Here is a 19,870-nt window from a genome sequence, read left to right as displayed (position 1 = left end):
TCAGGACCGGGCAATACCCGTCGTCAGCTGGTTTCCAGGAGTGTTCACACGCCCACCCTGGGCGCCGTCGTGACGATCCCGCCCGACTTCGTTGCGAGAACCTCCCTTCTTGTCATGGCAGGATCAAACACGGCTTCTGAGCCTTCGGCGGAGTCGCAAGTCTGCAGTGGCGAGGATTCGGCACATCCGGGTCGGGACCGGCTCCGGTCCCTCCCGCCCGGGCGCAGACGGCCGTCGCGTCCGGGCGGGAGGGACCGGGCCCGGATCAGTTCAGGCGCGGTGGGGTCCAGTCGTGGTGCCGGAGGATCATGCGCATGGCGGCGCGCGAGGGCGTCAGCCGCATCGCCGTGTTGCGCAGGGCGACGGGCACGGGGTGGGAGAGCTGCTGGCCCATCCGCCCGGCCTGCCGTGCGGCGCGTGCGACGGCCTGACTGCGTGGCCGGCGCTCGGCGTCGTACCGGGCGAGCGCGGCTTCCACGGTGGGCTCGGCGGACAGCGCGGCGGCCAGCGTGACCGCGTCCTCCAGCGCCTGGCAGGCGCCCTGCCCCAGGTTCGGGGTCATCGCGTGTGCCGCGTCACCGAGCAGAGCGATCCGGCCGGCCGTGAACGAGGGGAGCGGCGTGCGCAGTTCGTTGACGTCGTGGTGCAGCACGGCGTCGGCGCGGGTCGCGTCGAGCAGGGCCGGGATCGGGTCGTGCCAGCTGTGGAACCGTCGGCGCAGCTCGGCCAGGGGGTCGGTGAACCGTGTCCTGGCGGGAAGACTGAGGACCGCGTGCCACTCGGCGCGCCCGTCGAGGAAGGCGATGTGCCCGAACTCGGCACCGTGTCCCCAGGTCAGCTCGAAGTCGGTGCGCAGCCCGACGGGCTGCTCGGTGATCGCGCGCAGCACGGTCGAGCCGCTGTAGGCCGGGCCGGGGTGGGCGGGGAAGAGACGGGCGCGGATCCTGCTGCCGATGCCGTCGGCCGCCACCACCAGGTCCGCGTCCAGGACCGTGTCGCCGCACGTGACGTGAACCGTCCCGGGGTCCGTCTGCCGTACCGGGCCGGCCTCGGTGCCGATCAGCAGGGCCTCGGAGGGCAGGGCCTCGCGCAGCAGCCGGTGCAAGGTGGCGCGAGGGATGCCCATGATGGGTGTGCCGACCGCCTTCGCCAGCGCCGCGCCGTCCATGCGGGCCAGCCGGCCACCCCGCGGCGTGCGGGTGCCGCCGCTGTACTGGCCCCGTGACGCGTCCCGCACCGCCTCGCCCACACCGAGTTCGTCCAGTGCCCGCAGGCCGTTGGCGGCCAGCGAGATGCCCGCCCCCGCGTCGTCGAGCACGGACGCGCGCTCGACGACCGTCACCTCCCAGCCGATGCGGCGCAGTCCGATCGCGGCGGCCAGTCCGCCGATACCTCCTCCGACGACCACTGCCGTGTTGCCCATGACGAGCCCCCACTTCTTCTACACCTGTAGAAAAATGATCTTATCCGACGTGCTACAGGTGTAGAAAGGAGCCATGGCTACGGATCGGCGCACCCTCCTCGCGGACGCGGCCCTCGACGTACTCGCCGACGAGGGGATCCGCGGTCTGACCCACCGCGCGGTGGACCGCCGGGCGGGCCTGCCGCCCGGCACCACATCGGCGTACTTCCGCACCCGGGCCGCACTGCTCACCGGACTCGTCACCCGCCTGGTCCAGCTCGACCAGGCGGAACTGCACACGACGGCCGAACAGCTCGCACCCCTGCGCACGGCCGGAGAACTGGTGGACGCCATGACGCTGCTCGTCCGGCGGCGGCTCACCGGTGAGGGCCGTCGCCGCTCCCTCGCCCGCTACGCCTGCGCCGTGGAGAGCGTGCGCGACCCGGAACTGCGGGAGATCCTCGTACCCCGCGAGAACGCCGGCCGCGAGGCCGTCCGGACGTTCCTCGCCGGGCACGGCGTGACGGACGTCGAGAACCGTTCGCGCACGCTGCTGTCCTGCCTCGACGGGCTGGTCTTCGACCGGCTCGTGAGCGGAGACGACGTGCCGCGCGAGGCCCTCGAAGGCCTCGTGGCCGCCGCCCTGCGTCAGACCGACGCGGATCTCCCCGGCGGGAGCGGGACCTCGTCGGCGATCAGGCGGACGTCCCGTCGGCCGGTGGGACAGGGGCGGACGGGCGCAGGACCATGAGCGAGTCCTCCATGGCAGCCACCATGGCGAAGGGGAACCGGTCGAGCTCGAGACAGAGCGCGACGTCATCGGGATGGGACCCTTGGCGCACACCCCGCGCCAGCTCGGCGGCGGCGCGCGACCCGTCGGCGCGGCGGAGGAACTCGGTCGCGTCCGTCCCGGGCTCGGTGACCCTGCGGGCTATGTACTGAGCGCACGCCAGATCCTCCTCGGCCCGCCCGTCCTCGCCCGTGACCACGAACGTGACGCCGTCACCCTCGCGTGCCCGCAGGAGCCGGGCCGTCGCCTCCGCCACCACGAAGCCGGCGCACAGCACCAGCGACGCCTCCTTGACCGCGAGGGCGCCGACCGTTCCCGCCGTGGTCTTCTGCACGACGGTCCGTCCGCCCAGGTCGACGGAGCGCAGCAGCGCCGGCGAGTTGACGGCGTCGAACCCGGGGGCGGGCGCACCGTCCTTGAGCGCCACCCAGTCCGGGCGGCGCGCCTTGAGCGACAGGGCCTCGGCCGGCGACTCGGCGAGAACGATCTTCTCCGCTCCCTGGGCGAAAGCCCACGCGGCCACGGTGAAGGCCCGCATGACGTCGATCACGACCGCCACGGCCGGGGTGTCGGCCAGTTCACCGATGCCGAGGAAACGAGCGTCCATCCGGTGATGATCGCGCCTGCCGGACCGGAAGCACCCGCACAGTGACGCACATCACCACGGCGGTCCCGGGCCCGCCGTCCGCGGACGGCGGAGGTTCAGACGGCGGCCCGGGGCTGCTCCGCGGTGAGGTGGAGCACCCGGGCCCGGTCGCTGTGCGGGGCGAGCAGGCCGTGCAGCTCCTCGGCCGCCGCCTTGAGGAGGTGACCGTCGCGGGTTGCGTGGAGGGTTTCGAGGACGAAGGCGACGTGGGTGGAGTCCTCGGTCACGCGGGTGCGGTGGGCGTCGCGGTGGTTCCAGTGGCGCGTGAGGACGCCGGTGGTGTCGGCGTAGATGACCTCGCCCGGCTTCGGGTTCTCGACGGTGCCGGGCTCGCCGAGCGGGGTGAACTCCTCGGTGCCGTCCGCGTACCGGATCTCGACGTCGCCGGTGACGTGGGCGAGGTCGAAGGCGCCGGCGGGCAGGCCGTGGCGGACGGAGACGGCGTTGTAGGAGTCGACCGCCGGGTTGATGCGGGGCAGGGTGCCCTTCTTGGCCATGCGGCGGCCGAGGGCGTCGACGCTGGGGCGGATGCGGCGGGGGTTGGTCCCGAAGGATCGGTAGGCGGTGTGCCACGCCTCGATGCGGGGGTCGGCCTCGTCGGCGGGCTGCCAGCTGCCGTCGGCGAGCTGCTGTTCCAGCGCCTCCAGCGCGGCGGCGCTGTCGGGCCAGGGCTCGCGGCCGCGCAGACCGTCGGCGGTGACCAGGGCGATGAGGGTGTCGGGGAAGGCGTCGGCGACGGCGGGGGTGATGCGGAAAGCGGTCATGGGAGGCGGTGTTCCGTTCCTTCGTGCGGGGCGGGCGGTCAGGGCTTCCAGGGGCCGGTGCGGTCCAGGCGGCGACGCTGCTGGGCGGCGGTGGGCAGGTCGAGCCCCTGGGCACGTTCGGTGAGGCGGTCGGCGACGGCGGCACGGTGCTCGACCGGCTTGTGGTCGTCGTACTTGAACTTCGCCCGCACGTCGGTCACGTCCAGGTGCAGGCCGCGGATGCCGGACAGCATCCGGCCGTACGGGGGCCGGTCGACGGCGAGGGGGGCGTGGTCGCCGTCGGGCTGGAAGTGGGCCATCTGGCGCCGCAGCAGTTCGGCCTTGGCCTCGGGATCGTCGACGATCGTGGCGCGGCAGGTGAACTGGACGGCGGTGTAGTAGCTGGTGGGAACGCCGTCGGTGGGAGGCGTGTCCGGCTTGGCGCGCCAGGGGCCGGGTACGAAGGCGTAGTCGCCGAAGACGGTGAACAGGACGTTCCCGTCGTTCTCGATCGCCTTCCAGACGGGATTCGGCCGGGCGAGGTGGATCAGGAGGTGGCCGGGGCCGCCGGTGAAGTGCGTGGGGACGGCGACGGGCGCCTCGCCGGGCAGGCCGTTGACGCTGAGGACACCGAAGTCGTGTCCGTCGGCGATCCAGGTCTGCCACTCGGTCTCGTCCAGGCCGGCGTCCCAGGGCTGGATGAACATGCGGTGCTCCTTGCGCGGCGGTGCTGAGGGGGCGGGTCAGGTGAGGGCGAGGAGGCTGACGGCGACGGCGGCGGTGCCCAGGCCCACGAGCTGGCCGCGGTGGACGCGCTCGGCGAGGACGCCGCGGGCGAGCAGTACGGTACCGGCCGGGTAGAGGGCGGTGATGACGGCGACGACGGCGAGGTCCCCGCTGCGGGCGGCGAGCAGGAACAGCAGGTTCGCCACCGAGTCCAGGACGCCGGCGGTCGCCGACACCGCGTACGCGGGCTTCTCCGTCCCGAGCCTGCGGAACATCACTCCGGCCGCGGCCAGGGTGACGGCCGAGGAGACGGCACGGCCGATGATCAGCGGGGCGACGCCGCTGTCGGACGGCGCCTGGTGCAGGAAGACCAGCTGCAGCGCGATCGCGGCGCCCGCGCCGAGGGCCAGCAGCAGCGCGGTGCGCGACGGGCGGGCCGACCCGGCGCCGTGTCCGGCGCTGACCAGCACCACGGCGATCAGCGCGAGCGGCAGGCCCAGAAGGCCGGCGATGCCGAGGTGCTCGCCCTGCAGGAGGCCGACGCCGACCGGGAGCACGGCGGAGACGAGCGCGGTGATCGGCGAGAGGACGTTCATCGGGCCGATCGCCAGGGTCCGGTAGAGCAGGGCGAAGGCGGCGGCCGAGGCGACGCCGGACGCGGCACCCCAGGTGAGAGCGCCGGTGCTGAACGAGGCGCCGAGCACGGGCCAGAGCAGCAGCTCGACCGTGAGGGAGGCGGGGGCCGCCACCATGACGGTGCGCAGGACGTGGGCCTTGCGGGCGCCGAGACCGCCGAGGAAGTCGGCGCAGCCGTAGGCGAGGGAGCTGCCCAGGGCCAGCAGGAGAGCGATCACGGACGTCCATCCCTTGCTTTTTCAACGGAACGACCAGACCGTACAATGGAACGACCGTCCGTTGTCAACCGAACGACCGGGCGGTGCAGTGAAGTGGTCCACTCGTCGGGATGGGGAACGAATGACCGAGACCGAGGCGGCTCTGCGCACGCTCGCGCACAACGTCAGGGCCGCCCGTGCCCGCGCCGGCCTGTCCCTGGACGAGCTCGGCCGGCGCGCGAAGGTCAGCAAAGGGGCTCTCGTGGGCCTGGAGAAGGCCCAGGGGAATCCGAACTTCGCCACCCTGGTCCGGCTGGCCGACACCCTCGGCGTCTCGGTGTCCGCCCTGATGGAAGGGCCGGCCGAAGGCCGCGTCCGGGTGGTGTCCGCCGACGCCGTGATGCCGCTGTGGGCCGGGGAGCGGGGGAGCGAGGCCCGGCTGATGCTGACGACGACGGGCCCCGCCCCGGTCGAGGTCTGGCGCTGGCGACTCGAGCCGGGCGAGGAGTACCCCAGCCACCCCCACCAGGCCGGAGTCGTCGAGACCGTCAGCGTGACCTCCGGGCGGATGACCCTCGTCGTCGACGGCGCCGAGCACCCCGTCCACGCGGGCCAGACCGCCACCTTCGACGGTGACGCCCCCCACGCCTACCGCGGCGCGGGCGACGGGCCCTGCCACCTGATCATGACCGTCCACCTGCCGCCCGGCCCGGCCGCCACGGGCTGACCTGTGCGGGGGGAGTCACGGAGCGGCCGGGTCTACGACGCGGACCGGATCGCGGAGATGTCGAACTGCAGCCGGACCTTCTCGCTCACCATCGCGCCGCCCGCCTCCAGGCGCTGGTTGTAGACCAGGCCCCACTCGGTGCGGTCGATGGTGGTGGTGCCGTCGAAGCCGGCCCGTTCGAAGCCGAACGGATCCATGACGGAGCCCAGGTAGTCGAGTTGGAGGTCGACGGACCGGGTGACGTCGCGGATGGTCAGGTCCCCGGTCATGCGGAAACTCTCTCCGCCCTCGTGGACGGTGGAGGTGCTGCGGAAAACCATCTCCGGGTAGCGGCGCGCGTCGAAGAAGTCGCGGCCGACGAGGTGCCCGTCCCGTTGTTCCACGCCCGTGTCGACGCTGGCGACCTTGATGACGAGCTCGGCCCGCGACTCGGAGGGCCGGGCGCCGTCGAAGTACAAGGCGCTGTCGTAGTCGGTGAACGCACCCCGGACCGTCGTGACCATCGCGTGCCGCACGGAGAATCCGATCCGGCTGTGCGGGCGGTCGATGGTCCAGTGCCCGGTCAGGGACCGCAGTGCCGGGTCGAGCGCGGCACCGGTGGTCTCGGCCTCCGCGCCGTGCGCACCGGAGCGGCCGGTCGGCGTGGGCTCGACCACGGTGGACGGGCGGCGGCTGAAGATACCCATGAGAACGTAGGCCCCTCTCGGAAATGATCACCTCGTGTTATCACGGAGTCGCCGGAGATCACGTGGAGAGATGGGCGGACTTGTCCGGATTCCATGGCGTCGGCTGCAAAGGTGCACAAGATCAACATGATCGCGCCACACGTACCGGGCGGCGGAGGCTCATGGCGGAACCCCGCGGCCGGCCGTCAGACGGAGCGCGTCGTGCCGCCGAGGATCTGCTCGCGGAGGATGTCCGCGTGGCCGCAGTGCTGGGCCAGTTCACGCAGCGTGTGCAGGTAGACCCAGCGCAGCGGCAGCGGTCCTCGGCGGTTGCCCCGCACGAGGTCGTCCAGCGTCAGCTCCGCCGTGGCGCGGCGGGACGCCGCACAGGTCTCCCGGTAGGCGTGCCGGACCGAGGCGATCGTGTCGTCGCCGTGGAGATCGAACGACTCGTCGGGCGAGCCCGGAATCCCGATCTCGGCGCGGGACCGGCACGTGATCGCCTCGTCGAACCAGACCTTCTCGACGAACGTGGCGTGCTTGACGAGGCCCAGCAGCGTGGTCTTGGAGGTGACCAGCGACCGGCGGGCCTGTTCCTCCGTCAGTCCGTCGAGGCTGTCGTGCAGCGCGGTCCGGTGCTCGTCGAGGAACGTCTCGAACTGCTCCCGGAACGCCGCGTGGAAGACGGCGGGTTCCGTCGTCGGGTGGAAGGCCATGGCCGCAACGATAGGCGGCCCGGCCGGTCTTACGGGCCTCGTTCGCACGAGCCCGCACTCTTGAACAGTCCTCAGCTTTCCTGATGTGATCTGCGGCACTGCCGACCGACCGTGCCGGAGGTCCCATGTACCGCCGTCTGTTCGCCGCGCTCGTCTGCACCGCCCTGCTGGCCACCGGAACCGCCCACGCGGGGGCCGTCGCCGAGGACCACCGCGACCCTCTCCCCGCCATCCCCCGGCTCACGGACGACCGGGGCCGCGTGCTGACCCTGCGCGGCTGGAACGTCGAGGACAAGGCCCATCGCGGCGAGACCGCCCTGTCCGCGATCGGCGAGCGTCACTTCCGGGACCTGCGGGCCCGGGGCTTCGGCTTCGCGCGGCTGCTGGTCTTCTGGGACGACCTCGAACCCGAGCGGGGCCGGTACAGTGAGCGGTACCTCCGCAGGATCGAACGCATCCTGGACTGGGCGCACAAGCACCGCGTCCGGGTCCTGATCGACGCGCACCAGGACGTCTTCGGGCCCGCCTTCGGGCACCGCGGCATCCCCGAGTGGGCGACGAGGACCGACGGGCTGGCGTTCTCCCCGCACCCCGACGACTGGTTCGCCGAGTACTTCGAACCGGCCGTGCAACGGGCGTTCACCCACCTCTACGAGGACCCGGACCTGCGGCGCGCCCAGGCGGACATGTGGCGGGTGCTGGCCGGACGCCTCGGGGACCATCCGGCCGTCCTCGGCTACGACCTGATCAACGAGCCCATGGGCGAGACCGCGCAGGGCGAGGACCTGCCGACGGCTGCCCGGCGCATCGAGCGCGACCAGCTCACCCCCATGTACAACCGTCTCGCCGACGCCGTCCGCTCCGTCGACGACGACTCCTGGATCTTCTTCGAGCCGACCCCCATCGTGGGCGAGGGCGTCCCCACCGGCCTGGGCCGGATCGACGACCCCAAGGCCGTCTACGCGCCCCACTTCTACAACACGGCGATGGAGGCGGGCGCCGACTACGACCCCTCGGCCGGCTGGATCGAGGCGTACGAGGCCGCGGTGACCGTCTACCCGCGCCGGTACCGCGTCCCCGTCGTGGTGGGGGAGTGGGGCCCGCTCAACAACTCCCTGCCGAACATGGGGCGTTTCTACCGCGACGCCCTGGCGTCCCTGAACCGCTACAGCTCCGGCTGGGCGGGCTACGTCTGGTGCTACGGCGGCGGGTACTGCGCCGTCGACGCCGAGGGCCGCTTCCGGGCCAACAAGGAGCGGACCGCGGCGCCGTACGCCCCGGCGGTCGCCGGCCGGGTCACCGCCGAGGCGTACGAGCCGGACAGGGGCGTCTTCCGGCTGTCGTACCGGGCCGGGAGCGGTGTCACCGAGATCTCCGTGCCGCCCCGGGCGGGCGGCTGGCGCCTCGAGCTGACCGGGGCCGCCCGGACCACCGCCTCCGTGCTGCCGGGGGACCGTGCGGCGATCGCGCGCGTGGCGGCGCGGCCCGGCGCACACGTCACCGTCCTCGTCACCCCGCGCCCACCGCGATGACCCGCGGAGGGGCGGACGGGCGGCGGGTCGCGTTCGGGCGCGGACGGGCGCGGACGGGCCATGTGCGAGCCGTGCTGCCGTGCGAGCCGCAAAAGATGAGCGGTTGTCTTGTTTCACGTGTTCCCACAGTGCCTACCGACCGGTACAACCCCTGGTAACCCCACCACCAGGAGGTGCAGTGAAGGGCACACGGCACAGACACCACTGGCTGACGGCGGCTGCCGCCGCGGTGGCGGTGGCATGCGGAGCCATCGCCACCGCCCCCGCGCAGGCCGCCCGGTCCGGCTCCGCCGAGTCCGTCTCCTCCGTACCGCTCTCCCCGCAACTGGAGGCCGTCCGCGCGGCCGAGGCCACCGAGCTCTACGGAAACCCCGCGGAACGACCTCTGGACGACCGCAGGACCAGCCTGATATCGCTCGGCGACAGCGAGATCTCCGGCGAGGGGACCGGTACCTACGAACCCGGCACCAACGGCCCCGACAACTGGTGCCACCGCTCGCCGGACGCCGCCATCCACCGCACCGGCATCCCCGCCGACCTCACGTTCAACGTGTCGTGTTCCGGCGCGTACACCGGGAACATCCGCATCGGCGGCTCGAAGCAGTACGCCGACGAACTCGTGCAGAGCGACAGCCTCGCGATCAAGGCGCGCAACACCCGCGTCAAGATGGTGCTGCTGGTCGCCGGAGCCAACGACGACCTCCAGTTCGGTCCCGTCATGACCGACTGCGTCACGCGCTACCTGCTCCTCCAGGGTGCCTGCGAACCCAAGTACGCCCCCGGCTGGCAGGCCCGCGTCGACGCCCTCGTGCCCAAGGTCGAGCAGACCGTGCGCGACCTGAAGAGCGTGATGAGGGACGCGGGATACGCCGACGGCGACTACAAGCTCGTCGTCATGGGCTATCCCAGCCCCATCGGCCCCGACTTCCGCGACAACCCGGACTTCTCCGGCAAGCTCGCCTGCGGCGGCCTGGGGCACGACTCCGACACCGCCTGGGGCCGCAACAGCGCCGTCCCCGCCTTCGAACGCGGTATGCGCAAGGCGGCGGCCGAGACCGGTGCGGTCTACCTCGACAACTCCCGGCTCTTCCACGGCCACGAGGTCTGCATGGAGGACACCTGGGCCCGGGGCGCCTACATCGACCTCTCCAAGCCCGGCACGCCGGACGAGAACTCCCTCCGCCAGTCCTTCCACCCCAACAAGCGCGGCCACGCGGCCTTCGCCTCCTGCCTCACGCAGTTGTACGACTCGGGTGCCCGGGAGGCGAGTTGCGCGGACGTCGACTCCTCCGGGAAGCCGGTCCTCTTCCCGTACGCCTGGGACGCGGTCTACCGGCCGCTGACCAGCCGGGCGACCGGCACCTGCGTGGACGCCGACGCCGCCGCGAGCGCCGACGGCACCCGTGTCCTCGGCTGGAAGTGCCACGGCGGCCGCAACCAGGGCTGGTGGTACGACCCGCAACGGGGCACCATCCACACCGAGTTGACCCAGGACCGCTGCCTGGACGTCCCCGACACCAGGTACCCGGCCGGTACGGGTCTGGTCCTGTGGAACTGCCACGGCGGGACACACCAGAAGTTCGTCCGAGACGGGGCCACGATCCGGCCGGCGGCCGCGCGGGGACTCTGCCTCACCCTGACCGGCCCGGGCGAGCCGCTGCGGATCCAGAAGTGCGACGGCTCGGCGAACCAGCGCTTCGACTAGTGCCGCGGCAGGCGACGTTCGCCCGGTGAGGAGCGGCGTCCGGTGCGGCGAGTGGGGGCACCCCTCTGGAGGAGCGTGCCGGGCGTCGCGACGGGGCGAACGTCGCCTGCCGCGGCACTAGAGGGGACCACGCCCATCCGGTGATGCCCCCGAAGCGGGGGGGGGCGCCCCCCCGCCCCCCCCCCCGGGGGGGCGCCCCCCCCCGCTTCGGGGGAGCAGGGGCCGAACCGGCGGCCGTGCCCCGGCCCGGCGGCCGGCCCGCAGTGCGGGTCACACCGTCACAGCGGGGCGAGGCGGGCCTTGAGCAGGCAGAACTCATTGCCCTCGGGGTCGGCGAGAACGTGCCACTGCTCCTCGCCGGTCTGGCCGATGTCGGCCGGGCGCGCCCCGAGCTTCAGGAGACGTTCGAGTTCGGCGTCCTGATCGCGGTCGGTGGGGTTGACGTCGATGTGCAGCCGGGTCTTCCCCGGCTCCGGCTCGTCCCTGCGGCTGAGGATGATCGTCGGCTGCGGCCCGCCGAACCCTTCGCGCGGCCCGATCTCGATGCACTCGTTCCCTTCGCGATCGAGCACCACGAAGTCCAGGACCTCGCACCAGAACCGCGCCAGCACCTCGGGGTCGCGGCAACCGAGCACGAGCTCACTGATACGACACGCCATGAAGAAACACCCACTTCCAGCCTGGAACCAGCCGGGGAGGCCGCACGCGCATCTCATGAACTCCCGGCAGGGAAAACAGTTCCGTGACCGTACCCGACGGCACCGGTGCGGGTGAAATGATTTCTGCGCGGGCCCCTGAGGCCCCGCCAGGACCGCCGCGCTGTGCCGGCGGTCACGGGACGAGGGCGCCGCTCCCGCCTTCCGCGGGCACCGGCTCGTCGCGGGCCCGCGACGGATCCAGCCGGAGCATGTTCGCCTCGTCCGTGCTCCCGGGCGCCGCCTGGTAGACCACCATCCGCTGGCCGCCCGTCCGGGCCAGCTGCATGACCTCGTAGGTGAGGGTCATCGGCCCTGCCTTCGGGTGCCGGAACGACTTCTGTCCGCCGCCTCGCTCGCAGACGTCGTACCGCTCCCATAGTCTCGCGAACTCGGGTGACTTCAGTACCAGTTCACCGGCCAGCGCGGTGAGTTCGGGGTCGTCCGGGGCGGCTCCGGCCACTGCCCGCAGATGGGCGACCGAGCGGGCGACGGTCTCCTCCCACGGCTCGTAGAGGGTCCGGCCGACCGGGTGGAGGAAGAGGTAGCGGGTCAGGTTGCGCTGTTCCTCCGGCCAGTCCCAGAGCCCCGGCAACAGCCGTCGCCCGGGCGGATTCGCCGCCAGCACACGGTTGTAGCGGCTCACCACGTAGGCGGGCAGCGGGCGAACCGATTCCAGCATCCGCAGGACCGACTCACGGACACCGTTGCCGGAGGACGCGGGCAGTTCGGAGGGCCGGCCGGAGGCCAGCTCCGCCAGCTCGTGCAGACGCTCGTAACCGTCACCGCGCAGCCGCAGCGCGCGACCGAGGGCGTCCACGACCGCGGGGGAGGGGTTGGTCTCCCGGCCGCGCTCCAGACGGATGTAGTAGTCGACGCTCACCCCCGCCAGCGCGGCCAGTTCCTCGCGGCGCAGCCCGGGAGTACGGCGAAGTCCCGCGCCGGCCGGCAGCCCGACGTCCTCGGGGCGTACCTGTGCCCGGCGAGCCTTCAGGTAGCGTCCGAGTTCGGTGCCGCGCGCGTCCCCTGTTGCTGCCATCCGGGCATTGTCGCAGGAGACCGCCGTGCGTGAGGGGCCGTGTCAGGGCCTGGAACGCCCCACCCCGGGTACGACGCGGTCTGCCGGACCGGACCGCGCCCGGGCAGAGTGGCTGTCGGAGCGGGCGGCCCGGCCGCCGGGGCCCAGGGGGCGCACGACGCCGGACCGCGGCCCGGCGAACGGGACCGCCCGCCCACCCGCCCCCCGGGAGCGGGTCCGTCGCCTGCTTCAGGAGTCCGCCGTGCCTCTCACCTCCTCGCCGTCCACCGCTTCGTCCGAGAACACCGCGCCGAAGGACGCCGTGCAGCCGCCGCAGCGCGCACTCCTGCGACGACAGCAGGCCCGCAGCCGGCCGGCCGAGGCGCCCGAGTGCGACCCCGCCGCACCGAGGCGGAGTGCGACCGCACTCGTCGCGGCGCTGCTCGGCTTCACGGTGATCACGGTCGACGTCTCGGCCGTCAACATCGCGCTGCCCGCGATCGGACACTCCCTCGGCGGAGGGATGGCAGGACTGCAGTGGGTGGTCGACGCGTACACCCTGATGTTCGCTGCCCTGATGCTCTCCGCCGGTGCCTTCGCCGACCGGGCCGGCGCCCGCCGCGCCTACGCCTGGGGCGTCGCCCTCTTCACCCTCGCCTCCCTCGGCTGCGCTCTCGCGCCCGGCATCGGCGTGCTGATCGGCGCGCGTGTGCTCCAGGGCGTCGCCGCCGCGGTGGTGTTGCCGGCCTCACTGGCGCTGATCCGCCACGCCTACGAGGACGACCGGGCGCGCGCCCGCGCCATCGCGCTGTGGACGGTCGGCGGATCGGTGGCGATGGCCGCGGGACCGGTGCTGGGCGGGCTGCTCACCGACGGGGCCGGCTGGCGATCGGTGTTCCTGCTCAACCTGCCGGTGGGTGCGGTGATCCTCGGCCTGCTGGTGCGGGTGGAGCGCTCCCCGCGGCGGCCCGCCCCGCTGGACGGCCTCGGCCAGCTCACCGCCGTACTGGCGCTGGCCGCCCTGGTGTTCGCCGCGATCGAGGGCGGCCACCTGGGCTGGACCAGCGCTCCGGTCCTGGCCGCCGCCGCGCTCGCCGTCGTCTCCGCGTACGCCTTCTACCGGGTCGAGGCACGGCAGGACCACCCCATGGTCCCGCTGAGCATGCTGCGCGACCGCCGCGTGGCGCCCGCCCTGGCCGTCGGCTTCGCCCTCAACGCCGCCTTCTACGGCGGGATCTTCGTCCTGGGGCTGTACTACCAGCAGCTGCGCGGCATGTCGGGGATCGAGGCCGGGCTGATGTTCGTCCCGATGTCGGCACTGGTGACGGCGACCAACCTGGTGTCACCGCGGCTGGCGGAGCGCGTCGGCCGACGGGCGGTGATCGTCACGGGGCAGCTGCTGTTCAGCGCGGCGATGCTGACCATGCTGCCGCTGGCCGCACACACCCCCCTGTGGCTGGTGCCGGTCCTGCTGGTGCCGCTGAGCGTGGGCGGGGCACTCTCGGTGCCGGCGCTGACGGCACAGCTGATGGAGGCCGTGCCGGGCCGGCGCGCGGGGATCGCGTCGGGGCTGCTCAACGCCTCCCGCCAGGCCGGCGGTGCGCTCGCCGTCGCCCTGTTCGGCAGCGTGCTCGCCGGTCCCGGCGGAGCCTTCTCCCTGCCGGGCATGCGTCTGGGCCTCCTGGCCGTCGCCGCCCTCCTCCTGGTCACCGCCGGCCTGGCCCGCCTCCTCCTCCCGCGCGGCTGACGTGCCGGCCGCGTCAGTCCGCGACGCGCCGACGGGCGAGGTGGACGGTGAGGTCGGCGGTCATCTCCACCCGGTCCGGCAGAACCCGCAGGATCCGGCCGAACACCTCGTCCCGTTCCGGCGCCGGCAGGAGCAGGTAGGCCGAGACGGTCGAGAGATGGCCGACGTACTCGTGGGCGCTCATCGTCGGACGCCGGGCGAGCACCGACTGCCGCACGTCGGTGAACCACTCGGACTGTTGCAGCTCCGTGCCCGGCCACCGCATGTCCTCCCCCGGAGGGGTCCCGTCCGGGGACGGGATCTCGTTGCTCTCCAGGAACGGCGCGCGTGCCGCGCGAACCGCTCGCTCCACGGCCGGGTCGGCGAGCCGGAACGGCCCGCCGCAGGAGGCGAAGACGCCACCCGGCTCCAGCAGCGCGGCCACGCGTGACCACCGGCCCCGCGGGTCGGTCCAGTGCAGGGCCGCCGCCGCGTAGACCAGCCCGTACCGCTCCACCGGTCGCAACTCCTCGAACGCGGCCCGGACCGTGCCGACGCCCGCCGGCACGTGCTTGCGCAGCTCGGCGAGCATGGCCCCGTCCGGCTCGGTCGCGGTGACCCTCACTCCCCGCCGGGCGAACAGACGGGTCGCCTTTCCCGTCCCGGCGCCGATCTCCAGGGCGGTGCGCACCGGGCGGCCCGCGTACGCCGTCACGGTGTCGTACAGCTCCACGGGGTACTCCGGCCGGAACCGTTCGTAGGCTTCCGCCACCGCTCCGAAGCTCCGCGCGCGACCGGACATGCCGAGCATCGTAACGGACCGTACGGGCGGGACCGGGGCCCACGGCGGTGTCCGGTCGTCACGTCACGTGGCCGGCCTTCGCCGCCGGGGCCGGACGGCCATGGCCGAAGGCCGCTTCCACGAAGCACTGGTGGTACGCCGCCCGCGATCCCTGGCGCAGCGCGTGTTCCAGTGTGTCCGGCGCCGGCGCGGCCCGCCGCGACCAGCCCTCGCGCAGGAGGGCCACGACGAATCCGGCGAGGAAGGCGTCTCCGCAGCCCATCGTGTCGGACATCGACCCGGGGTCCGCGAAGCGGGCCGGCGCGGTGACCGTGACCCGCCCGTCGTACGCGATCGCCCCTTCGAGGCCGCGCGTGGCGAGCGCCGTCCCGGCCCCCCGCCCCACCACCTCCGCGAGCAGCCCGCGCGTCGCGGACTCGTCCAGGTGCGAGCACGACAACAGCGCCAGGTCCACGTGCGGACAGACCCGGTCGAGATAGGCGGACGTACGGAACTCCTCCTCGTCGGAGAAGTCGAAGCTGATCAGCGGGCCGGCCGTGGCGAGCCTCGGGAGTTCGGCCTCGGTGCGGGAGTAGACGCTGGAGTGCACGAGCGAGAACGACGCCGCGTAGGCCAGCAGGCCGGGGTCCAGGACCAGCGGTTCGCGCACGCCCTCACCGCCCTCGTCGTAGGCGAGGAACACCCGGTCGCCGTCGCGCACCTGCAGCGTGGAGACCGAGGTCCCGCCCCGGCGCACCGGGCAGTGGTCCACGGCGACGCCCTGCGCCGCCACGGCCGTACGGAGGAAGGCGCCGAGGTCGTCGTCGCCGAACACCCCCAGGTAGGCGGCGTCCAGACCCAGCCGGCGGGCGTAGACGGCGACGTTGACGCAGTTGCCGCCGGGATAGTCGGTGCCGCGGTCCACGAAGCGGTCGACGGTGTTGTCGCCGAAGCCGAGCACGTTCATCAAGGTCTCCCGAGGCGCGGACACGGCGTGCGGGGAACGCGGCGCCCGCCGTGGGCGCGCCGGTGCCGGGGCACCGGCGCGCGGGGTGGATGGGCGAGGGGGAACCGGCCCGGTGGTCAGTAGTCCATGACGCGGTAGTAGCGGCGCAGGTCGAGAGAGTGGTCCCGCACCCGCTCCAGGTGCTTGCTGACCCGGTCCATCACGGTGTCCAGCACCAGCGGGGCGAGCAGTCCCCGGAACTGCGGGCTGATGCCCTCCAGGGGGTAGTCGCGGGTGTCGAAGACGGTGACGTCCTTGGAGACGCGCTTGGCGAAGGCCTCGGCCCGGTCGGTCAGTGCCCGCGTCTCGTCCTCGCCCTGGAAAATGATCACGCTCGTGTCCTCCTCCAGGAGCTCCAGCGAACCGTGGAAGAACTCCGCGCTGTGCACGCGGGTGGTGCGCAGCCACTGCATCTCCTCGAGGATGCACATGGAGTACAGGTAGGTGAATCCCCACAGGTTCCCGCCGCCGATGAGGAAGTGGTAGTCGTCGTCCTTGTGGGCCTCGGAGAAGGCAGCCGCCACCGGCTCGGCCTGCCGGGCGACGTCCACCAGGATGCGGGGCAGGCCCGCCAGTTCGTCGGCCAGCCGCTCGTAGCCCTCGAACTCGCCCCGCCGGGACAGCAGTCGGCCCATGAGCAGCAGCAGCTGGATGTCGAACGGCCAGGCCTTGGGCGCGGAGATCAGCGCGGTGTCCACGCTCTGCGCGACGGGCGAGTCGGGGTGGCCGGTGAAGCCGATGGTGAGGGCGCCGCGGGCCTTGCAGTACTCGATGGCGCGGAGGCTGTCCTCGGTGGTGCCGGAGACGGAGGTGAAGACCGCGGCGGTGCGCTCGCCGAGACGGGCGTCGCCGGAGACGACGAGTTCGGCGGCGACGGCGGCCCGGACCGGCAGCAGCGAGGTGCGCCGGGCGAGGTGCTCGTACGGCCACATCTGCGCGTACGTCCCGCCCGCGCCGACGAGGAGCACGTTGTCGTAGCCGTCGTCGATCAGCCGGTCGGCGACCTTCTCGATCTGGGGGCGCAGCGCCACGAGGCTTTCCGTCTGGGCGACGAACTCGGCTTCGTTGAAAGAGAGCACGGTGATGACTTCCTTTGCGGGTTGTTCCGCACCGGCCGGCGGATGCCGGTGAGCCGGTGACCGAAGGGGCGCGGGGAACCGGGGCGGGTCAGGCCGCGCGGCGCCGGGAGAACAGCACGTTCGCCCCGGCGATGACGAGGCCGCCGACGAAGATCAGCGTCCCCATGACATTGACCTGCGGGGGCACGCCGGTACGGCTGGCGCTGTAGACCCACAGCGGGAAGGTGACCGTACGGCCGGCGTTGAAGCTGGTGATGACGTAGTCGTCGACGGACAGCGCGAAGCACAGCAGCGCGCCGGAGGCCACGCCGGGCAGCAGCATCGGCAGGGTGACCAGCCGGAACGCCGTCCAGGGGCCCGCCCCCAGGTCGCGGGCGGCCTCCTCCAGCGTGGGGTCGTACCCCGCCATGCGCGCCCGTACGGTGATGGCGACGTAGGGGATGCAGAACGCCACGTGGGCGATGACGACCGTCCAGTAGCCGCGGGGCACGCCCATGACGATGAACAGCGACAGCAGGGCGGCGCCGAGTGCGATCTCGGGAGCCGCGATGGCGGCGAACATCAGCAGGTCCACGGAGCCCCGGCCGCGGAAGCGGTAGCGGCCGAGCGCCAGCCCGATCGGCGTGCCCAGCAGCGTGGCGACCACGGCGACGACCAGGGCGATGGTCAGGCTGTTGACCAGGGCTGCGGTCAGGTTGGGAATGGCGAACAGGTGCCGGTACCAGTCCAGGGTGAACCCCTGCCAGGTGAAGTTCACCTTGCTGCCGGTGTCGTTGAAGCCGAACAGGATCATCACGGCGATCGGCAGCAGCAGCCAGGCCAGCACCAGCGCGGTGTAGACGGTGAGGGCGGGGCGGCGCCGCACGCGCCGGGCGGGGCGCGGTCGCGTGGCGGCGGCCACGTCGGTCGCGGGGGCGACGGTCTGGGCGGTCATCGCGCGGCCACCTCCAGGACCTCGTCGGTGCCCAGAGCGCGGGCGTAGACGAACACGGCCAGCAGCAGCGCGCCCATGAGGACGAACGACAGGGCGGCGGCGCCGGGATAGTCGAGGTTGGTGAAGTACTCGGTCTGGATGATGTTGCCGATCATCGTGGTGGAGGGGCCGCCGAGGATGCCCGCGTTGACGTAGTCGGCCGAGGCGGGCACGAAGGTCAGCAGCACGCCGGCGAAGACCCCGGGCAGCGACAGCGGCAGCACCACGCGCAGGAACGTCCCCGCCCGGGAGGCGTACAGGTCGGTGGAGGCCTCGATGACCTTGGGGTCCACCCGTTCCAGGGCGACGTAGATCGGCAGCACCATGAACGGCAGGAAGTTGTACGTCAGTCCGCCGATCACCGCGTACGGCGTGGCCAGCAGGTGGAAGTCGTCGGCGAGCAGGCCCGTGTCCTTCAGCGGCCCGAGCAGGACGCCGTGGTCGGCGAGCACCACGTTCCAGGACTGGGTGCGGATGACGAAGGAGACGAAGAACGGCAGCAGGAGCAGGAAGAGGAACACCGACTTGTGCCGGCCGGCGCGGAAGGCGATCCAGTACGCCACCGGATAGCCGATGAGGGCGCAGGAGACGGTGGCCGCGGCGCCGTAGAACAGGGAGCGCACCAGTTGCACGTGGTAGGTGCCGACCGCGTCGGCGTAGGTGCTGAAGTGCCAGGTCTGGCGGAAGCCGTCGATGAAGTCGCCGGTCTGCAGCGACAGCGACACCATCACGATCACGGGGGTGACGAAGAAGGCGGCCAGCCACAGCCAGCCCGGCAGGATCAGCCAGTAGGGCGCCAGCGCCGCCCCGGGACGCCGGGACCGGCGCCTGCGGGTCACGCCTGGTAGATCGGTTCGAACAGCGCGTTCCACTGCTTCTCCTCCTCTTGGTCGAGCACCCGCAGGTGGTGCAGCCTGGCTTCGTCGTCCTCGGTCGGGAAGACCAGGGGGCTGGTGCTCAGGGCCTCCAGCACGGCGCGCCGCTCGCCGGTGGCCGCGGCCGCGTCACGGGCGACGACCTGCTGCGCGGCGGGGACGGGGCAGACGAACTGCACGGTCTCGCTGATCCTCGCGGCGACCTCGGGCCGGTAGACGTAGTCCATGTAGGTCAGCGCGTCGACGGGATGGGCGGCCGTCGACGGGATGCAGAGGTTGTCGGTCCACAGCAGACCGCCCTCCTCGGGAATGACGAACTCCAGTGCCGAGCCGCTCTGGTTGGCCTGGAAGACGTCACCCGAGTACACGAGCGAGGCCGCCAGGTCGCCGCGCTGCAGCGAGGACTGGTAGGTCGCCGTGGAGTACGAGCGGACCATGCCGGCGTCGCGCTGCTCGCGCAGCCAGGCCGCCGCCTTGCGCCAGTCGGCGAGGGTGGAGGTCTCGGGATCGACGCCGGTGGCCAGCAGGGCGATGTTGCCCATCTGGATCGCGTCGTTCCACATGCCGATCCGGCCCTTGAGCTTCGGGTCGCGCAGGTCCTGCCAGCTGGTGATCTTCCGGCCGACCTGGGCCGGGTCGTAGCCGATGCCGGTCATGCCGGACTGCCAGGGGACGGTGTAGACGTTGCCGGGGTCGAAGGAGGTGTTCTTGAACGCGGCCCCGCCGTACCGGGCGAAGTGGGGCAGTCGGCTGTGGTCGAGCGGTGCCAGGTAGCCCAGTTGGATGTACTTGGTGAGGTAGCTGTCGCCGCCGACGACCATGAGGTCGTAGCCGATGCCCTGGCCGGAGGCGAACTCGGGCTGGATCTTGCCGAACCAGGAGGCGCTGTCGTCGATCAGCTCGTCGTAGGCGACGCGGATGCCGGTCTCGCGGGTGAAGGCGTCCAGGGTGGGGTGCTTGCCCTGGTCGGCGGGGTCGACGTCGATGTACTGGGTGTAGTTGACGAATTCCAGCTTTCCGGACCTCTTCTCGCCGGTCCAGAAGTCGCTGACGGCCGCGGCGATCTCGGCCTTGCCGGTGGGGACGTGCACGCGGGCGCCGGGAACGCTGCACGCGGCGAGCGGGGCCAGCGCGGCGGCGCCGAACGCGGCGCGCAGCAGACCGCGCCGGGAGAGGCCACGCGGGACCGGTCCGCGCGGCCGGGGCGCGAAGGGGGTGGAGTGCTCGGGCAT

Annotated in this window: 20 protein-coding genes; 5 read left to right on the top strand and 15 right to left on the bottom strand. The window is 72.5% G+C overall.

All coding sequences use genetic code 11. The features are described from left to right. Positions 1–265: 265 nt before the first annotated feature. A complete protein-coding gene (locus tag ACIRFH_RS10725) occupies positions 266–1,423 on the bottom strand; it encodes an FAD-dependent monooxygenase (RefSeq protein ID WP_403518973.1) in 1,158 nt (385 codons plus the stop codon). A 73-nt stretch (positions 1,424–1,496) separates the two neighbouring features. On the opposite strand from ACIRFH_RS10725, the gene ACIRFH_RS10720 reads away from it, so the two are divergent. Continuing rightward, positions 1,497–2,153: a TetR/AcrR family transcriptional regulator gene (locus ACIRFH_RS10720; RefSeq protein WP_403518971.1), complete on the top strand. Its 657-nt coding sequence runs from the start codon at positions 1,497–1,499 to the stop codon at positions 2,151–2,153. Here ACIRFH_RS10720 and ACIRFH_RS10715 read toward each other — a convergent pair. The 4 genes from ACIRFH_RS10715 to ACIRFH_RS10700 all read right to left on the bottom strand — a co-directional run bounded on the left by ACIRFH_RS10715 (position 2,098) and on the right by ACIRFH_RS10700 (position 5,161). Next, the gene (locus ACIRFH_RS10715) at positions 2,098–2,799 is read right to left on the bottom strand and encodes a 2-phosphosulfolactate phosphatase (RefSeq protein ID WP_403518969.1); all 702 of its coding nucleotides are present in this window, start codon (positions 2,797–2,799) and stop codon (positions 2,098–2,100) included. The two genes, ACIRFH_RS10720 and ACIRFH_RS10715, sit on opposite strands and share 56 nt — an antisense overlap. Positions 2,800–2,894: 95 nt before the next feature. Beyond that, positions 2,895–3,602: a B3/4 domain-containing protein gene (locus ACIRFH_RS10710; protein ID WP_403518967.1), complete on the bottom strand. Its 708-nt coding sequence runs from the start codon at positions 3,600–3,602 to the stop codon at positions 2,895–2,897. Between the two features lie 38 nt (positions 3,603–3,640). Then, the gene (locus tag ACIRFH_RS10705; protein WP_403518965.1) at positions 3,641–4,288 is read right to left on the bottom strand and encodes an FMN-binding negative transcriptional regulator; all 648 of its coding nucleotides are present in this window, start codon (positions 4,286–4,288) and stop codon (positions 3,641–3,643) included. A 36-nt stretch (positions 4,289–4,324) separates the two neighbouring features. Beyond that, positions 4,325–5,161 carry an EamA family transporter gene (locus ACIRFH_RS10700; RefSeq protein ID WP_403518963.1) on the bottom strand — a complete coding sequence of 279 codons (837 nt, stop codon included), beginning with the start codon at positions 5,159–5,161 and terminating at the stop codon, positions 4,325–4,327. Positions 5,162–5,282: 121 nt separating this feature from the next. Here ACIRFH_RS10700 and ACIRFH_RS10695 point away from each other — a divergent pair, with 121 nt between their 5' ends. Beyond that, complete coding sequence (locus tag ACIRFH_RS10695) at positions 5,283–5,867, top strand: helix-turn-helix domain-containing protein (protein ID WP_403518961.1); 585 nt, start codon at positions 5,283–5,285, stop codon at positions 5,865–5,867. Between the two features lie 32 nt (positions 5,868–5,899). On the opposite strand, the gene ACIRFH_RS10690 is transcribed toward ACIRFH_RS10695, so the two are convergent. Further along, on the bottom strand, positions 5,900–6,553 hold the full coding sequence (locus ACIRFH_RS10690; RefSeq protein ID WP_403518959.1) for a YceI family protein: 654 nt from the start codon (positions 6,551–6,553) through the stop codon (positions 5,900–5,902). A gap of 185 nt (positions 6,554–6,738) precedes the next feature. Continuing rightward, positions 6,739–7,248 carry a DinB family protein gene (locus ACIRFH_RS10685; protein ID WP_403518957.1) on the bottom strand — a complete coding sequence of 170 codons (510 nt, stop codon included), beginning with the start codon at positions 7,246–7,248 and terminating at the stop codon, positions 6,739–6,741. A 125-nt stretch (positions 7,249–7,373) separates the two neighbouring features. Here ACIRFH_RS10685 and ACIRFH_RS10680 point away from each other — a divergent pair, with 125 nt between their 5' ends. Beyond that, entirely contained in the window at positions 7,374–8,780 is a 1,407-nt protein-coding gene (locus ACIRFH_RS10680) for a cellulase family glycosylhydrolase (RefSeq protein ID WP_403518956.1), read from the top strand. 178 nt (positions 8,781–8,958) lie between these two features. Further along, entirely contained in the window at positions 8,959–10,485 is a 1,527-nt protein-coding gene (locus tag ACIRFH_RS10675; RefSeq protein ID WP_403518954.1) for a ricin-type beta-trefoil lectin domain protein, read from the top strand. Positions 10,486–10,763: 278 nt separating this feature from the next. Here the strand turns inward: ACIRFH_RS10675 and ACIRFH_RS10670 are convergent, their stop codons facing one another. Both ACIRFH_RS10670 and ACIRFH_RS10665 read right to left on the bottom strand, forming a co-directional pair. Beyond that, the gene (locus tag ACIRFH_RS10670) at positions 10,764–11,144 is read right to left on the bottom strand and encodes a VOC family protein (protein WP_403518952.1); all 381 of its coding nucleotides are present in this window, start codon (positions 11,142–11,144) and stop codon (positions 10,764–10,766) included. Positions 11,145–11,316: 172 nt separating this feature from the next. Next, entirely contained in the window at positions 11,317–12,219 is a 903-nt protein-coding gene (locus ACIRFH_RS10665) for a helix-turn-helix domain-containing protein (RefSeq protein ID WP_403518950.1), read from the bottom strand. A gap of 418 nt (positions 12,220–12,637) precedes the next feature. On the opposite strand from ACIRFH_RS10665, the gene ACIRFH_RS10660 reads away from it, so the two are divergent. Continuing rightward, positions 12,638–13,945: an MFS transporter gene (locus tag ACIRFH_RS10660; protein WP_403519151.1), complete on the top strand. Its 1,308-nt coding sequence runs from the start codon at positions 12,638–12,640 to the stop codon at positions 13,943–13,945. Positions 13,946–13,958: 13 nt separating this feature from the next. On the opposite strand, the gene ACIRFH_RS10655 is transcribed toward ACIRFH_RS10660, so the two are convergent. The 6 genes from ACIRFH_RS10655 to ACIRFH_RS10630 form a co-directional block, all read right to left on the bottom strand. Further along, positions 13,959–14,726, bottom strand: coding sequence for a class I SAM-dependent methyltransferase (locus tag ACIRFH_RS10655; RefSeq protein ID WP_403518948.1), 768 nt, complete (start codon positions 14,724–14,726; stop codon positions 13,959–13,961). Between the two features lie 58 nt (positions 14,727–14,784). Further along, positions 14,785–15,672: a PfkB family carbohydrate kinase gene (locus ACIRFH_RS10650; RefSeq protein WP_403518946.1), complete on the bottom strand. Its 888-nt coding sequence runs from the start codon at positions 15,670–15,672 to the stop codon at positions 14,785–14,787. A gap of 116 nt (positions 15,673–15,788) precedes the next feature. Then, positions 15,789–16,790, bottom strand: a complete 1,002-nt coding sequence (locus ACIRFH_RS10645; protein WP_403518944.1) for an SIS domain-containing protein — start codon at positions 16,788–16,790, stop codon at positions 15,789–15,791. Positions 16,791–16,878: 88 nt separating this feature from the next. Continuing rightward, complete coding sequence (locus tag ACIRFH_RS10640) at positions 16,879–17,724, bottom strand: ABC transporter permease (RefSeq protein WP_403518942.1); 846 nt, start codon at positions 17,722–17,724, stop codon at positions 16,879–16,881. Continuing rightward, positions 17,721–18,602, bottom strand: coding sequence for an ABC transporter permease (locus tag ACIRFH_RS10635; RefSeq protein ID WP_403518940.1), 882 nt, complete (start codon positions 18,600–18,602; stop codon positions 17,721–17,723). The genes ACIRFH_RS10640 and ACIRFH_RS10635 overlap by 4 nt, the downstream gene beginning before the upstream one ends. After that, complete coding sequence (locus tag ACIRFH_RS10630) at positions 18,599–19,870, bottom strand: spermidine/putrescine ABC transporter substrate-binding protein (protein ID WP_403518938.1); 1,272 nt, start codon at positions 19,868–19,870, stop codon at positions 18,599–18,601. Before ACIRFH_RS10630 ends, ACIRFH_RS10635 begins: the two co-directional genes overlap by 4 nt.

The organism is Streptomyces sp. NPDC093586, assembly GCF_044764905.1.
Taxonomy (GTDB): domain Bacteria; phylum Actinomycetota; class Actinomycetes; order Streptomycetales; family Streptomycetaceae; genus Streptomyces.
The sequence above is the reverse complement of the archived record's forward strand: the minus strand, read 5'-3'. Positions and strand labels throughout refer to the sequence as shown.